Origin of the sequence: Pseudomonas sp. DrBHI1, from assembly GCF_002205115.1 — a bacterium.
GTDB lineage: Bacteria > Pseudomonadota > Gammaproteobacteria > Pseudomonadales > Pseudomonadaceae > Aquipseudomonas > Aquipseudomonas mosselii.
This window is the reverse complement of record NZ_NIBE01000016.1, coordinates 53,126-69,098: the sequence shown is the minus strand read 5'-3', so window position 1 is coordinate 69,098 and position 15,973 is coordinate 53,126. Positions and strand designations below refer to the sequence as shown.

Sequence of the window (15,973 nt, the reverse complement as noted above, 5' to 3'; positions counted from 1 at the left end):
TTGCTGGGTGATGCCGATGGCATCTTCCACCACCACCGCGATACCACGGGCTTCGGGTTTGCCGGCAACCGGGCCCAGCATGTACCGGGCCGCCGTTAGCGAGTGGACGCTGGTTTCACTGAACAGCTGGTTGTCCAGCAGCTTGCGCAATGAGCTGTCGGTTTCGGCGGCGAAATCGGCGACCAGGTCCAGTTGGTCATGGCGCAGCACATAGGGCCTGGGCGTCGGGCAGCCAAGGCCGGTGAAAGCGGCAACATCCACGGCCGGCAGCCTGTCGCGTCGACGCAGCAGTTGCTGCTGGGCCGCTTCGGTCAACGGGTCGGGGCTGTAGAACAGGCGCAGCTCGGCCAGGTCTTCGAGGTCATGGACGTTGAACGCCAAGGCCGTGTTGCGAATCATGTCGCGCAGGGTGTGGACATCTGTGGCGTCTGGCTCGGACTGCCCGGGGGCAACCAGCGACAAAGAACCGTTCGCCGCAATGCGATAGGGCGGGTGCAGGCTGTGCTGCCCGCTGCGCTTGCGTTTCTCCATGACGTACAGGAAGCCTTGGCGCAGTGGCCGAATGGCATAGTCGGCCTGCTGGAGCGTGGCAACACTGTAGGGATGGCGCAGGTGATCGGGCAGGGTTGGCAAGCGCAGGCGCTGGCCGGTAGTGCCGGCAACGGCCGCATAGCGCAGGGGCAGGATGGTGAAGGTGCGCGTGCAATGGACGGCGGGCCCGCTGGCGAAGGGGGCCTCCAGGGCCTCGCAGGCTTGCCGATTGATTTCGAGCAGTTTGTTGAAGTCGAACATCCGATGTCCTCAGCGAAGCTGTTCATGCAGGCGTGTTAGTACCGAGCCCGTGGCTGTTGCAGCCAGCCACGGGCGACGTTACGCAGACCTGAAACACTAGCGAGGAGCGGATTGAGGGTGGTCGACAGGGCTTCCCAAAACCACGTAGGACGTTTCTCTGATTTTCCCTTTCAGGGCTATTTGGCAGCATTCGCTTACAGTTCTTGGGAGAACCTGCCTGAGGATGCCCCCATGCCGAAGCCCGCGAGCAGATCGACCCCCGCATCGCCAGCCTTGCCGACCGGCGTGGTCCGCACCTGGTCCCGGGTCAGGGCGCTGATCCACCATGCCGGGCTGCTCAATGCCAGTCTCAAGGGCGACACCCGCCGGGCCATCGACCTGTATGAGGACGAGTGGCTCGACGAGCAGGCATTCATCGCGCTGGTGCTCAACCTGGGGCAGTCCTGAATCACCACCCAGGCCTTGCGAGGGAGCAGTCGAGCGTTACACCGCCCGGGTGTTGACCAGGCGCACGCCCAGGCCGATGAACAGCGCGCCGGTGGCCCGCTTGAACCAGGCGGCCAGGGGCGAAGCCTTCAGGCGAAGACCGAAGCGCCAGGCGGTGAAGCAGTAGAACGAATGCACCAGGCAGACGATCAGTGCGCCGCTCAGGTACATCGCCGCGAACTGGCCGAAGATCGGCCGTCCGGGCTCGAGGAACTGCGGCAGGAAGGCGCAAAAGAACACCAGGGTCTTGGGATTGCTCGCTGAGACCAGGAAGGCCTCCACGGCGATCCGCCATTGCGTCTGGGGTGGCGTCGCGACCATTTGGGCCGCCGGGGCGACGGGGCTTCCTTTACCCAGCAACTGGCGCAGGCCGAGGTAGATCAGGTAGCCGGCACCGGCCAGCTTCAGCACCAGGAACGCCGTGGGCAGCGAGATCAGCAGGGCGCCCACGCCCATGGCCACGGCGGTGATCGTCAGCAGTTGCGCGGTGAGGTTGCCGAACAGGGTCATGCCCATGCCGGAGGGGCCGTAGCGCAGGGCGTTGCGCACCGTCAGCAGGACGTTGGGGCCGGGGATCAGCGAGGTGAGCAGGTAGGCGAAGGAGAAGGTCAGCCAGAGGTGCAGGGCCATGGGAGCGCGTCCTTTGCGCGGGGAAATTCGAACAATGCCAGCAATCAGGGCGGACCGCCATGGGGGCTTGCTGGCACATGAACTGTCGATCTGCTGGGGACGGCGTGGGAGCAGCGGTGCGCCGATGCGACGCGCCCCGCGAAGCGGGTGCCGGGCATTGTGCAACCTTCATCGCGGGGCAAGCCCGCTCCCACGTTCTATGCTCTACGCTCCAGACCTAGACCTAGACCTAGACCTAGACCTAGACCTAGACGTCAGCGCGGCAGGCGCCCGCTGACGAAGTGCGCCACATCGTTGAACCCGGGTGTCGAGGCATGGCCCGGTGTCACCAGCGAATCGATGAACGCTTCGTCCTCCGCCGTGATTTTCACTGCCAGCGCGCCGGCATAGGTGTCCCACTGCGCCTCGGTGCGCGGCCCGACGATGGCCGAGCTGACCAGGCGGTTGTTCAGCACCCAGGCGATGGCGAACTCGACGATGCCCACGCCCTTGGCCTCGGTGTAGGCATGGATCTTCTGGGCGATGGCCAGCGACTCCTGGCGCCATTCCACCTCCATGATGCGCTTGTCCTGGCGGCCGGCGCGGCTGCCTTGGTCCGGGGTCGAGCCGGGCGCGTACTTGCCGCTGAGCACGCCGCGGGCCAGCGGGCTGAACGGCACCACGCCCAGGCCATGGTAGGCGGCGGCGGTCAGTTGCTCGGGCTCGGCCTGGCGGTTGACGATGTTGTACAGCGGCTGGCTGACCACAGGCTTGGCCACGCCGAGCTTCTCTGCCAGGTTGCAGATCTCGGCGATGCGCCAGCCACGGAAGTTGGACACGCCCCAGTAGCGGATCTTGCCCTGGGCCAGCAGGTCGCCGATGGCGCGCACGGTCTCTTCCAGCGGTACGGTGTGGTCCTCGCGGTGCAGGTAGTAAATGTCCAGGTAGTCGGTGCCCAGGCGTGTGAGGCTGGCCTCGATGGCGTTGAACAGGTGCTTGCGCGACAGGCCGCTGCGGTTGGGCACGCCATCGACCGGGCCGTAGCCAGCCTTGGAGGCGATGATCCAGTCGTGGCGGTTGCGCGCCACCGCCTCGCCGACGATCTCCTCGGAACGGCCGCCGTTGTAGACGTCGGCGGTGTCGACGAAATTGATGCCCTGGTCCCAGGCCTTGTCGATGATGCGCAGCGAGTCTTCGGTGCTGGTCTGCTCACCGAACATCATGCTGCCCAGGGTGAGGGTCGAGACGTGCAGGCCGGAGCGGCCGAGGGGGCGGTAGATCATTGCGAGTCATCCTTTCCTTACAGTGTGGGTGAGCTTGTTTTACACAGTTCACCTCGGTATTGAAAGCTCGCGGTGGCTAAGGCAAGGCGTGCGCTCAGGGCGTCGGCAGGCCGAGCAGTTCACGCCTTGTCTCCAGGGCAATGGTTGCATAACCCTTGCCGGTACCCCGGTTGCGCAACCCATGGTCATGCTGGGCCGTCACGTCTTCCCAGCATTCGATCGACAGCAGCTGGCAGTAACTGCTGTCGGTCTCGAGCTCGAAGTCTATGAAGCGTTCGGTATCGGTCAACAGACTGCCCGTCAGGCTGGCCATGCCGGGGAAGTCGAACTCAAGGTCCAGCAGCAGGGAGCGTGTCCAGTCGATCCCGTGGCTTTCGGCGACGCGTAGCAGGGCAGGCGGTACCTCACGGGTGAGCCAGGGGCGTGCCGACTCTCTGATGCGATGGGCAGTGAGCAGGTTCTGCTCCTGCACATTGAGTTGTCGTTTCCTGAGCAACCGCTGGATATCCAGGGAGCGCGAGTTCATCCGTCGGCCCCGCTGCGGCCGAGGGCCTGCAGAAAGTCCTGTTCGCCGTCTGCCTGCCACCAAGGGATGCGAACCTGGCCGCCTTGTTGCCGAAGTTGGCGCAGCAACGACAGCAGGGCGTCGATTCGAGGCGCATCCCAGTCAGGCCCCATGCGATAGTCCAGTGTCAGGCCGTGCTTGCAGACCATCACGCCCAGGTCAGGGAGGGGCTGGCCATCGGTGTTGATACCCTTCGCCAGTACATGAAACGGTTCGACGACACCGTCACTGACACGTGAGGCATCCTGTGGGCCGGTAAAGGGCGTTTCGCACCCGCTTGCCTTGTCCCATAAGCTGCCGCAGCCCACCCTCGCACCGAGGGTGAACAGGCGTGCGAATGCGCTCGGCATGTCCGCGCTCCGGGCAAAGTAGAGCTCGATTTCCGGCAGTGTACCGTCGTCATGGCTGAAGTAGCCTGCCAAGGGGTGCGCTTGTGGCGTCTCTACATGCAATACCAGTTCGATCGAGTCTTCACGTAACCCCGCAAGTTTTTCGCTCTGAATTCTGCTGATGACGAATCGTGAGCCAGGGCGAGTTTCGGCAGGCATGGAAAAACCGTTGGCCAGCCGCTGTCTGAGCGCTTCGGTGAAGGTGATTTGAAGCATGTCTTCATTCAGTGCCAGGAACGCCTCTCGCCGATCACAGGAAACTCGCAACATCGTGCAGGTTCCCGTGGCAGAGCGAAGCGCGAGTTGCGCGTGGCTGCCAGGTCGGCATCGGCGCATTGTCCGTGCCAGGTTGTTGAATGCCTGGGTACTGGCAAAGAGGTGGGCCTGGTGTTCGTGCCAGTCGAAGTGCACTGGATCAATCTCCCTGCGCTGGGGCGAGTCTGCGGTGTACTGTACGGTGAGGAGCGCGCGGTTGCCACTGTCCGGGCAACGCCAGGTCTCAATCCGGCCAGGCATCGATCAGGTCACGCGCCTCGCGGCTCGACAGCGGCCGTTTCAGCCGCTGCGACAGCACCGCCATGGCCCGCGCGTGGCCCTTGGCGATTACCGCCTCGACCTGGTCGTCCAGGCACTGCAGGGCGATGAAGTCGCCCTGTTCCGGGGTGCCGACGTATTCGATGCGGTTCCAGCCGCTGGCATGCCCGAGCACTTCGTAGGTGCGGCCGTGCTGGTAGGTCCAGAAGAACGGCACGTCGTCGTAGCGGCGGCGCTCGCCGAGCATGTTGGCGGCGGCGATCACCCCATGCTGCTGGGCCAGGCGCCAGTGCTCGATGCGTACCGGGCGGCCGGCCAGAGGGAAAGTGGCGATATCGCCGGCCGCCCACAGGCCGTCGGCGGCCTGCAGATGGGCGTCCACTGTCAGTGAACGGTCCTCGGCCAGGGGGAGGTTTTGCAGATAACCGGTGGCCGGGCTGACGCCGGTGCCGAGCAGTACCAGCGGGGTTTCCAGGCGCTCGCCAGTGGCCAGCAACACGGCCTCGACCCGCTCCCGGCCTTCGAAGCCGCTGACCTCGGTCGGCCCGTGGAATACCACGCCCTTGCGCTCGTGCAGCTCGCGCAGGCTCTGGCCGATGCGCTCGCCCAGCTGTCGGGCCAGCGGGATGGCGTGGCGCGTGACCACATGCACCTGTAGGCCGTACTTGCGCAGGGCGCTGGCAGCCTCCAGGCCGATGAACCCATCGCCGACGATCACCACCGGCTGGCCTGGTTCGGCCAGGTCGAGCAGTTGCGCGGCATCCGTGCGCGAGCGCAGCACGCAGATACCGGGCAACTGCACGCCGGGGAGTTCGGGGCGTCTGGGTTTGCCGCCGGTGGCCAGCAGGGCGGCGTCGTATTTCAGCTTCTGGCCGTCGGACAGGGTGATCACGCGCTTGTCGGCATCCAGGGCGCGCACCTTGCCGTGCAAACGCTGCAGCTGGCCACGGCGCAGGGCGTCCGGGGTCAGCAGGGTCGGCACTTCGTCCACCGGCATCTGCCCGGCGATGACGAACTTGCTCAGGGCGGTGCGATCGTAGGCGTTCGGCTGTTCCTGGTCGATCCACAGCAGGCGCCCGGCAAAGCCATGCTCAAGCAGGGTGGCGATGGCGGCCGAGCCGGCGGCGCCGGCGCCCACCACGACGAAGGTGCGGGCGTCGCTGTGGCGCGGTGCCTCGGTTTCGGGCAGTGGCTGGTCGTCGACCCAGACCTTGCCATCCCTGAGCTGCACGGCATGGCGGCGCAGGCCGGTCAGGGCCGGCGGTTCGCACACCGCGCCCTCGTCCACGGCGAAGGCGGCCTTGTGCCAGGGGCAGATCAGCAGCCCAGCACAGACCGCGCCTTGTTCGAGGGGCGCGCCCTCATGCGGGCAGTTGGCCAGGTAGGCCTTCACCAACTCGCCCTGGCGCACCAGGATGATCTCCTCGGTGCCGGCCTGGACGCGCAGGGGGCGGTGTTCCTCGAGCTGGTCGAGGCTGGCCACGGCGTGCAGGGTCATGGCGGATCTCCTCAGGCGTTGTGTTTCATTTGACGCCCTCCATGGGCCAGGACTGCGACGAGCCGACGATCGGAGGTGGTCATTACAGCTTTTCACAAAAACTTCAAATGAGACTAAATTGACTCAAATAGAATGTGTAAGTACCATTCGCGCCAAATTTAGTTAACGGCTCGGGTGAGTTCATGAGCAATTTGCGTGCAATAGGAATGGCCAGCTGGCTGGCAGTGGCTGTGGCCCTGGCCGGCTGCGGGGCGGCCGACGAACAGCAGGCCGGCGCTGAAACGGCCTTTCCGGTGGAAATCGTGACCGTGGCCGCCGAGCCACTGGCCCTGGCCTCGACCTTGCCAGGTCGGGTCGAGCCGATGCGGGTGGCCGAGGTACGTGCCCGGGTGGCCGGTATCGTCCTGCACAAGCGTTTCGAGGAAGGTGCCGACGTCAAGGCCGGCGATGTCCTGTTCCAGATCGACCCGGCGCCGTTCAAGGCGGCCCTGGCCCGCGCCGAGGCCGACCTGGCCCGGGCCCAGGCCGTGCAGCAGGAAGCCCAGGCGCGGGTAAAACGCTATGAGCCGCTGGTGAAGATCGAAGCGGTCAGCCAGCAGGACTTCGACAGCGCCACCGCCGAGCTGCGCAGCGCCCAGGCCGCCGTGCGTTCGGCCCAGGCCGACGTGCAGACCGCGCGCCTGAACCTGGGTTACGCCACGGTCACCGCGCCGATCTCCGGGCGCATCGGTCGCGCCCTGGCCACCGAAGGCGCGCTGGTCGGGCAGGGCGACGCCACGCTGATGGCGCGCATCCAGCAGCTCGATCCGATCTATGTCGATTTCACTCAGTCTGCCGCCGATGCCCTGCGCCTGCGCCAGGCGCTCAAGGACGGTGCGTTGGCCGGTGGCGACGACAAGGCGCTGACGGCCCAGGTAGAAGGCACCGACTACCAGCGCCAGGGCGCGCTGATGTTCACCGACGTGGCGGTCGACCGCGGCACCGGCCAGGTCTCCCTGCGCGGGCGCTTCGACAATGCCGACGGCATTCTCCTGCCGGGCATGTACGTGCGTGTGCGCACCCCGCAGGGCACCGACCAGCAGGCGATCCTGGTACCGCAACGGGCGGTGCAGCGCGGCAGCGATGGCGAGGCGCGGGTAATGGTGGTGGGTACCGGCAGCCTGGCCGAGGTGCGCAGCGTGCGCACCGGCGGGATGCACGGTTCGCGCTGGCAGATCGTCGAAGGCCTGCGCGGCGGTGACCAGGTCATCGTCGGCAGCCCGGCCGGCCTGGCCCCGGGCATGCCCGTGGTGCCAGCGCAGGCGCAGCCGGTCGCGGCGCACTAAGGCGAGGGTAGCGAGATGTCCAAGTTCTTCATCAATCGGCCGAACTTCGCCTGGGTCGTGGCGCTGTTCATTGCCCTGGCCGGCCTGCTGGTGATCCCGGCGTTGCCGGTGGCCCAGTACCCCAGCGTGGCACCGCCACAGATTTCCATCACCGCCAGCTATCCGGGGGCTTCGGCCAAGGTGCTGGTGGAGTCGGTGACCAGCATCATCGAGGAGTCGCTCAACGGCGCCAAGGGCCTGCTGTACTACGAGTCCACCAACAACTCCAACGGCGTCGCCGAGGTGCTGGTGACCTTCGAGCCCGGCACCAAGCCGGACATGGCCCAGGTCGACGTGCAGAACCGCCTGAAGAAGGCCGAGGCGCGCATGCCCCAGGCAGTGCTGACCCAGGGTCTGAAGGTCGAGCAGGCCAGCTCCGGCTTCCTGCTGATCTACGCCCTGACCAGCAAGGCCGGCGACCGCGGCGACACCACGGCCCTGGCCGACTACGCCGCGCGCAATATCAACAACGAACTGCTGCGCGTGCCGGGCGTGGGCAAGCTGCAGTTCTTCGCCTCCGAAGCGGCCATGCGGGTCTGGGTCGATCCGCAGAAACTGGTGGGCTATGGCCTGTCCATCGACGACATCAACAATGCCATCCGTGGCCAGAACGTCCAGGTACCGGCCGGCAGCTTCGGCAGCACGCCGGGCGCCAGCGAACAGGAGCTGACCGCGACCCTGGCGGTGCAGGGCACCCTCGATACGCCCGAGGCCTTCGCCGGCATCGTCCTGCGCGCCAACCCCGACGGCTCCAGCGTGCGCCTGGGCGATGTCGCGCGGCTGGCCATCGGCAGCGAGAACTACAACCTGTCCTCGCGCCTGAACGGCCACCCGGCCGTGGCCGCTGCGGTGCAGCTGGCCCCTGGCGCCAACGCCATCCAGACCGCGACGCTGGTCAAGGAACGCCTGGCGGAGCTGTCGCAGTTCTTCCCCGAGGGCGTCGAGTACTCGGTGCCCTACGACACCTCGCGCTTCGTCGACGTGGCCATCGAGAAGGTCATCCACACCCTGATCGAAGCCATGGTGCTGGTGTTCCTGGTGATGTTCCTGTTCCTGCAGAACGTGCGCTACACCCTGATCCCGTCGATCGTGGTGCCGGTGTGCCTGCTGGGCACGCTGATGATCATGAAGCTGCTCGGCTTCTCGGTGAACATGATGACCATGTTCGGCATGGTGCTGGCCATCGGCATCCTGGTGGACGACGCCATCGTGGTGGTGGAGAACGTCGAGCGGCTGATGGCCGAGGAGGGCCTGTCGCCGGTGGACGCGACCATCAAGGCGATGGGGCAGGTGTCCGGGGCAATCATCGGTATCACCCTGGTGCTGGCGGCGGTGTTCCTGCCGCTGGCGTTCATGTCCGGTTCCGTGGGGGTGATCTACCAGCAGTTCTCGGTGTCGCTGGCGGTGTCGATCCTGTTCTCCGGCTTCCTCGCCCTGACCTTCACCCCGGCGCTGTGCGCCACGCTGCTCAAGCCGGTGCCCCATGGCCACCATGAAAAGGGCGGCTTCTTCGGTGCCTTCAACCGCGCCTTCGCCCGCGTGACCGAGCGTTACTCGGTGATGAACAGCGCTCTGGTGGCCCGCGCCGGCCGCTGGATGCTGGCCTATGTCGGCATCCTGGTGGTGCTTGGCTACTCCTACCTGCGTCTGCCGGAGGCCTTCGTGCCGTCGGAGGACCTGGGCTACAGCATCGTCGATATCCAGTTGCCGCCAGGCGCCAGCCGGGTGCGCACCGATCACACCGCCGAGGCGCTGGAAAAATTCATCATGTCGCGCGAGTCGGTTGCCAGTGCGGTCATCGTCAGCGGCTTCAGCTTCTCGGGCCAGGGCGACAACGCCGCGCTGGCGTTCCCCACCTACAAGGACTGGTCCCTGCGCGGCCCCGAGCAATCGGCCGAGGCGGAAACCGCCGCCATCAACGCCCAGTTCGCCGCCAACGGCGACGGCGCTATCACCGCGGTCATGCCGCCGCCGATCGACGGCCTGGGCAACTCCGGCGGTTTCGCCCTGCGCCTGATGGACCGTGGCGGCCTGGGCCGCGAAGCGCTGCTGGCGGCCCGCGACCAGCTGCTGGCCCGTGCCAACGGCAACCCGGTGATCCTCTACGCGATGATGGAAGGCCTGGCCGAGGCGCCGCAGCTGCGCGTGCAGATCGACCGCGAGAAGGCCCGCGCCCTGGGCGTGAGCTTCGAAACCATCAACAGCACCCTGGCCACCGCCTTCGGTTCAGTGGTGATCAACGACTTCACCAACGCCGGGCGCCAGCAGCGCGTGGTGGTGCAGGCCGAGCAGGGCGAGCGCATGACCCCGGAAAGCGTGCTGCGCCTCTATGCGCCGAACGCCGAGGGCGAGCAGGTGCCGTTCAGCGCCTTCGTCACCACGAAATGGGAAGAGGGCCCGGTGCAGCTGGTGCGCTACAACGGCTACCCGTCGATCCGCATCGCCGGTGATGCCGCGCCCGGCCACAGCACCGGCCAGGCAATGGCCGAGATGGAGCGCCTGGTCAGCGAGCTGCCGCCTGGCATCGGCTACGCCTGGACGGGCCTCTCGTACCAGGAGAAGGTCTCCAGCGGCCAGGCCACGGCCTTGTTCGCCCTGGCCATCCTGGTGGTGTTCCTGCTGCTGGTGGCGCTGTACGAAAGCTGGGCGATCCCGCTGACGGTGATGCTGATCGTGCCGATCGGCGCCCTGGGCGCGGTGTGGGCGGTGATGCTCACCGGGCTGCCTAATGACGTGTACTTCAAGGTCGGCCTGATCACCATCATTGGCCTGGCGGCGAAAAATGCCATCCTGATCGTCGAGTTCGCCAAGGAGCTGTGGGAGAAGGGCTACAGCCTGAGCGACGCCGCCATCGAGGCCGCGCGCCTGCGTTTCCGCCCGATCGTGATGACCTCCATGGCCTTCATCCTCGGCGTGGTGCCGCTGGCCATCGCCACCGGCGCCGGCGCGGCCAGCCAGCGCGCCATCGGTACCGGGGTGATCGGCGGCATGCTCAGCGCCACCTTGCTGGGCGTGGTGTTCGTGCCGATCTGTTTCGTCTTCGTGCTGAAGCTGCTCAAGCGCAAGCCGGCCCCCGTGCAACACGCTATAGAGGTGACTCAGTGATGCTCATGCGCAATCTCGCAATTTCGTTCGCGCTGGCCGTTACCTTGACCGGCTGCTCCCTGGCACCGACCTACCAACGCCCCGAGGCGCCGGTGGCGGCCGAGTGGGGCGATGCCGCCGGCCATCACGGCAAGGCGGTGGAGCAGTTGGACTGGCAGGGGTTCATCGTCGACCCGTCCCTGCGCCAGCTGGTGGGTACCGCGCTGGACAACAACCGTTCGCTGCGCCAGACCCTGCTGGATATCGAGCAGGCCCGCGCGCAGTACCGCATCCAGCGTGCCGACCGGTTCCCGGGCTTGAATGCCGGGGTTTCGGGCAACCGCCAGCATTTGCCGGCGGACCTGTCGAGCAACGGTCGCGAGGGTGTGAGCAGTACTTACCAGGTGGGCCTGTCGCTGCCGGAGTACGAGGTCGATCTGTTCGGTCGGGTGAAGAGCCTGAGTGACGCGGCCCTGGAGCAGTACCTGGCCACCGAGGAAGTTGGCCGCGCCGCGCGCATTGCCCTGATCGCTGAGGTAAGCCAGGCCTACCTGACCCTGGACGGCGCCGAGCGGCGCCTGGCGCTGACCCGCCAGACCCTGGCCAGCCGCGAGGATTCGCTGGCCCTGGTCGGCCAGCGGCGCACTGCCGGCACGGCCACGGCGTTGGATCACCAGGAGGCGCTGGGGCTGGTCGAACAGTCGCGGGCCGAGCTCGAAGGCATCGTGCGCGAGCAGCGCCAGGCCTACAACGCCCTGGTGCTGCTGCTGGGCAGCGCGGACGCGGCCACGGCGATCCCGGCCGAGCGTAGCGAGGCGCCGCTGGTCCTGCAGGATATCGCCCCGGGCGCGCCGTCGGCGCTGATCGAACGCCGCCCGGACATCCTCGCCGCCGAGCACCGGCTGCGGGCGCGCAACGCCGATATCGGCGCGGCGCGGGCGGCGTTCTTCCCGCGGATCAGCCTGACCGGCAGCTTCGGCACCTCCAGCGCGCAGATGTCCGGGTTGTTCGACGGCGGTTCGCGCAGCTGGAGCTTCATGCCGCAGCTGTCGCTGCCGTTGTTCGACGCCGGGCGCAACAGGGCCGGCCTGAGCCTGGCCGAGGCGCGCAAGGATTCGGCGGTGGCGGCCTACGAAGGCACGATCCAGACCGCCTTCCGCGAAGTGGCCGACGCCCTGGCGGCCACCGACACCCTGCGCCGCGAGGAAGCGGCGCGCCGGGCCCTGGCCGACACCAGCCGGGCGACCGTGGCGCTGGCCAAGGCGCGCTACGAGGGCGGGGTGGACAGCCACCTGCGTTACCTGGATGCGCAGCGCAACGGCTATGTCAACGAAGCGGCGTTCATCGAGGCCAGTACCCAACGCCAGCTGGCATTGGTCGATCTGTTCCGTGCCCTGGGCGGTGGTTGGCCGGGCAAGGGCTGAAAAACTCCTTTGGTTGGGGATTCCAACCGCTTGGCCCCGGGGAATTTTGCCCGGGGCTTTTTTTGCCTCTAAGAATGGGGTAGGCAGGGCCGACGAAATCGCGGGGCAAGCCCGCTCCCACAGAGCACGCGTATTTCTGCGGGAGTGGGCTTTCGTGGGAGCGGGCTTGCCCCGCGATCGAGGTGTTAATCCTGCAGCAGATCCGGGCTGTTGAAGTTACTCAATCGCGGGTCGTCCTCTATACACTCCAGCCCCTGGACATTCGCTTGTAGCAAGGCCTTCTGCAAACTCCGCTCACCCGCCTGCCAGGCCTGCTCCAGCAGCGGCAGCAACCGCCGTGGCAGCACATTGAACATCGGCTGCCAGTACCCGCCCTGGCGCACCATGGCCGGGCTGTCGTGGGCCACCGCCAGGGCCAGCAGGTTCTCGATCAAGGCCCGATCGATCAGCGGCGCATCGCAGGCCAGCACCACCACCCATTCATGCCGTGCCACCTTGAGCCCGCTGATGACCCCGGCCAGCGGACCAGGAAAGTCCGCATCGGCATCGTTGACGAGTTGGTCGGCATACGCCGCATAGGCCGCCTGGTTGCGGTTGCAGGAGATCACAAGATCATCGCTGAGTGCCCGCACGGCACGTTGCACATGGGCCACCAGCGGCTCGCCGCGCCAGGCCACCAGGCCCTTGTCGCGGCCGCCCATGCGCTGGCCACGGCCTCCGGCGAGGATGAGGATGGAACAGGGGGGGAGGGCGTCAGGCATGAAAAAGGGTTCCGGGCAGTCAATGCCGGGAACCCTCCCATTTACCGCGAGGCTTGTCCAGTCAGGCCTCGTGGGTGGCTGCTTCGGTCGTCCTTGCCCGACCGCGCCCGGCCAGGCGCATCACCACGACGAAGAACACCGGCACGAACACCACGGCGAAAGTGGCGCTGAGCATGCCGCCGATCACCCCGGTGCCGATCGCCTGCTGGCTGGCCGAGCTGGCGCCGCTGGCGATGGCCAGGGGCACCACGCCGAGGATGAACGCCAGCGAGGTCATCACGATCGGGCGCAGGCGCAGGCGCGCGGCCTGAATCGCGGCGTCCACCGCGTCGTGGCCCTGGTCGACCAGGGCCTTGGCGAACTCGATGATCAGGATGGCGTTCTTCGCCGACAGGCCGATCAGGGTGATCAGGCCAACCTTGAAGTACACATCGTTGGGCATCCCGCGCAGGGTCACCGCAAGCACCGCGCCAAGCACGCCCAGGGGCACCACCAGCAGCACCGCGGTGGGGATCGACCAGCTTTCGTACAGCGCCGCCAGGCACAGGAACACCACCAGCAGCGACAGCGCCATCAGCAGCGGGGCCTGGCTGCCAGACAGACGCTCCTGCAGCGACAGGCCGGTCCATTCCAGGCCGGCGCCGGCCGGCAGCTGGGCAACCAGATGTTCGACCTCGGCCATGGCCTCGCCCGAGCTGTGGCCGGCCGCCGGCTCGCCGGAGATCGACACCGCCGGGTAGCCGTTGTAGCGGGTCAGCTGCACCGGACCGGACTGCCAGTGGGCGCTGACGAAGGCGCCGAGGGGCACCATCTTGCCGCTGTTGTTGCGCACGTGGATCTTCAGCAGGTCCTCGACCTGGCTGCGCCGGTCGCCTTCGGCCTGCACCACCACCCGCTGCATGCGGCCCTGGTTGGGGAAGTCGTTGACATAGTTGGAACCCACGGCGGTGTCCAGCACCGCGCCGATGTCGGCGAACGACACGCCCAGGGCATTGGCCTGGCGCCGATCGATTTCCAGTTCCACCTGGGGGCTTTCGGCCAGCGAGGCTTCGCGCACGTTGACCAGTACCTTGCTCTTGCGCGCCGCCTCCAGCAACTGGTCGCGGGCTTGCATGAGCGCGGTGTGCCCCATGCCGCCACGGTCCTGCAGGCGGAACTCGAAGCCGGTCGACTCGCCCAGGCCGTCCACCGGCGGTGGCAGCACCGCGTAGGCGATGGCGTCCTTGAGCTGGGTGAAGGCCAGGGTGGCGCGGTCGGCGATGGACTGCGCGCTGTCGTCGCCACCGCGTTCGGACCAGTCCTTGAGCGTGGTAAAGGCCAGCGCCGCGTTCTGGCCGCTGCCGGAGAAGCTGAAGCCGAGGATCAGCGTGGTGTTGGCCACGCCCGGTTCTTCGGCGTTGTGCGCCTCGATCTGCCGGGCCACTTCGATGGTGCGCGCCTGGCTGGCGCCTGGCGGCAGCTGGATATCGGTGATGGTGTAGCCCTGGTCCTCGGTGGGCAGGAAGGCGGTGGGCAACTGGCTGAAGCCGTAGCCGAGCACCGCCAGCAGCACGGCATACACCAGCAGGTAGCGGCCGCTGCGGGCCAGGGCGTGGGTCACCCAGCGCTGGTAGCCGTTGCTCATGCCCTCGAAGCGGCGGTTGAACCAGCCGAAGAAACCCTTGCGCTCATGGTGCTCGCCCTTTTCCAATGGCTTGAGCAGGGTGGCGCACAGGGCCGGGGTCAGGCTCAGGGCGAGGAACGCCGAGAACAGGATCGACACCGCCATCGACACCGAGAACTGCTGGTAGATCACGCCCACCGAGCCTTTCATGAAGGCCATCGGCAGGAACACCGCCACCAGCACCAGGGTGATGCCGACGATGGCGCCACTGATCTGGCCCATGGCCTTGCGTGTGGCTTCCTTGGGCGGCAGGCCTTCCTCGGCCATGATCCGCTCGACGTTCTCTACCACGACGATGGCGTCGTCGACCAGGATGCCAATCGCCAGCACCATGCCGAACAGGGTCAGCACGTTGATCGAGAAGCCCAGCGCGTTCATCACCGCGAAGGTGCCCATCAGCGCCACCGGCACCACCAGGGTCGGGATCAGGGTGTAGCGGAAGTTCTGCAGGAACAGGAACATCACCGCGAACACCAGCACCATGGCCTCGACAAGGGTGTTGATCACCTGCTTGATCGAGACCTTGACGAACGGCGAGGTGTCGTAGGGGATGTCGTAGTTCACCCCGGCCGGGAAGTAGCGCGCCAGCTCGTCGAGCTTCTGCTTGACCAGGCCCGCGGTTTCCATGGCGTTGGCGCCGGGCGACAGCTTGACGCTGAAGGCGCTGGTGGCCTTGCCGTTCAGGCGCGTGCCGTACTGGTACTCCTGGGCGCCGATCTCGACCCGGGCGACATCGCCGACGGTGACGGTCGAGCCGTCGGTGTTGGCGCGCAGGACGATGGCGGCGAATTCCTCGGGGGTGCTCAGCTGGCCCTTGACCACCACGTTGGCGGTGATCTCCTGGGTCGGCCGGCTGGGCAGGTCGCCGATGCTGCCGGGGGCGACCTGGGCGTTCTGCGCGGCGATGGCCTCGGCCACGTCGTTGGGCGTGAGGTTGAAGCCGACCAGCTTGGCCGGGTCGATCCAGATGCGCATGGCCCGCTCCGAGCCGTACAGCTGCGCCTTGCCGACGCCCTTGATGCGGCGGATCTCGTTCATCACGTTGCGCGCGAGGATGTCCGACAGGGCGATCTCGTCGAGGTTGCCGTCCTCGGAGGTGAGGGTGGCCAGCAGCAGGAAGCCGGTGGACACTTTCTCAACCTGCAGGCCTTGCTGAGTCACCGGGCGCGGCAGGCGCGACTCGATCACCTTGAGGCGGTTCTGCACATCGACCTGGGCCATGTCCGGATTGGTGCCGGGCTGGAAACTGGCGGTGATGGTGGCATTGCCCAGGCTGCTCTGCGACTCGAAGTAGAGCAGGTTGTCGGCACCGTTGAGCTCCTGCTCGATGATGCTGACCACGCTCTCGTCCATGGTCGCCGCCGAGGCGCCCGGGTAGACGGCGTAGATTTCCACTTGCGGCGGCGCCACGTCGGGGTACTGGGCCACCGGCAACTGCGGGATGGCCAGGGCGCCGACCAGGAGGATGAAGAGGGCGACCACCCAGGCGAATACCGGGCGGTCGATGAAGAACTGCGGCAT

Annotated in this window: 12 protein-coding genes; 4 read left to right on the top strand and 8 right to left on the bottom strand. The window is 66.9% G+C overall.

What is annotated here, in order from left to right:
• Positions 1-792, bottom strand: a 792-nt coding sequence (locus tag CC207_RS02750; RefSeq protein ID WP_371916434.1) for a toxin VasX, incomplete at its 3' end; no start/stop codon positions are given.
• 231 nt (positions 793-1,023) lie between these two features.
• Between CC207_RS02750 and CC207_RS02745 the strand changes: the two genes are divergently transcribed.
• The gene (locus CC207_RS02745; RefSeq protein WP_028691715.1) at positions 1,024-1,239 is read left to right on the top strand and encodes a hypothetical protein; all 216 of its coding nucleotides are present in this window, start codon (positions 1,024-1,026) and stop codon (positions 1,237-1,239) included.
• A gap of 36 nt (positions 1,240-1,275) precedes the next feature.
• Here the strand turns inward: CC207_RS02745 and CC207_RS02740 are convergent, their stop codons facing one another.
• From CC207_RS02740 to CC207_RS02720, 5 genes are all read right to left on the bottom strand, one after another.
• Positions 1,276-1,908, bottom strand: coding sequence for a LysE family translocator (locus CC207_RS02740; RefSeq protein ID WP_088851530.1), 633 nt, complete (start codon positions 1,906-1,908; stop codon positions 1,276-1,278).
• 254 nt (positions 1,909-2,162) lie between these two features.
• Positions 2,163-3,170 (bottom strand): aldo/keto reductase, encoded by a 1,008-nt coding sequence (locus CC207_RS02735; RefSeq protein ID WP_069017351.1) that lies wholly within the window; start codon positions 3,168-3,170, stop codon positions 2,163-2,165.
• A gap of 94 nt (positions 3,171-3,264) precedes the next feature.
• Positions 3,265-3,696, bottom strand: a complete 432-nt coding sequence (locus tag CC207_RS02730) for a hypothetical protein (protein ID WP_232853860.1) — start codon at positions 3,694-3,696, stop codon at positions 3,265-3,267.
• Positions 3,693-4,535 carry a hypothetical protein gene (locus tag CC207_RS27360; protein WP_256581978.1) on the bottom strand — a complete coding sequence of 281 codons (843 nt, stop codon included), beginning with the start codon at positions 4,533-4,535 and terminating at the stop codon, positions 3,693-3,695. The genes CC207_RS02730 and CC207_RS27360 overlap by 4 nt, the downstream gene beginning before the upstream one ends.
• A gap of 88 nt (positions 4,536-4,623) precedes the next feature.
• Entirely contained in the window at positions 4,624-6,156 is a 1,533-nt protein-coding gene (locus CC207_RS02720; protein ID WP_088851529.1) for an FAD-dependent oxidoreductase, read from the bottom strand.
• Positions 6,157-6,338: 182 nt separating this feature from the next.
• On the opposite strand from CC207_RS02720, the gene CC207_RS02715 reads away from it, so the two are divergent.
• From CC207_RS02715 to CC207_RS02705, 3 genes are read left to right on the top strand one after another with little or no spacing between them, the layout of a single operon-like run.
• On the top strand, positions 6,339-7,481 hold the full coding sequence (locus CC207_RS02715; RefSeq protein ID WP_088851528.1) for a MexC family multidrug efflux RND transporter periplasmic adaptor subunit: 1,143 nt from the start codon (positions 6,339-6,341) through the stop codon (positions 7,479-7,481).
• Between the two features lie 15 nt (positions 7,482-7,496).
• Entirely contained in the window at positions 7,497-10,625 is a 3,129-nt protein-coding gene (locus CC207_RS02710; protein WP_088851527.1) for an efflux RND transporter permease subunit, read from the top strand.
• A complete protein-coding gene (locus CC207_RS02705) occupies positions 10,625-12,028 on the top strand; it encodes an efflux transporter outer membrane subunit (RefSeq protein WP_178080947.1) in 1,404 nt (467 codons plus the stop codon). The genes CC207_RS02710 and CC207_RS02705 overlap by 1 nt, the downstream gene beginning before the upstream one ends.
• A gap of 185 nt (positions 12,029-12,213) precedes the next feature.
• On the opposite strand, the gene mobA is transcribed toward CC207_RS02705, so the two are convergent.
• Both mobA and CC207_RS02695 read right to left on the bottom strand, forming a co-directional pair.
• Positions 12,214-12,789, bottom strand: coding sequence for a molybdenum cofactor guanylyltransferase MobA (gene mobA, locus CC207_RS02700; RefSeq protein ID WP_062360830.1), 576 nt, complete (start codon positions 12,787-12,789; stop codon positions 12,214-12,216).
• A gap of 61 nt (positions 12,790-12,850) precedes the next feature.
• On the bottom strand, positions 12,851-15,973 hold the full coding sequence (locus CC207_RS02695) for an efflux RND transporter permease subunit (RefSeq protein WP_088851526.1): 3,123 nt from the start codon (positions 15,971-15,973) through the stop codon (positions 12,851-12,853).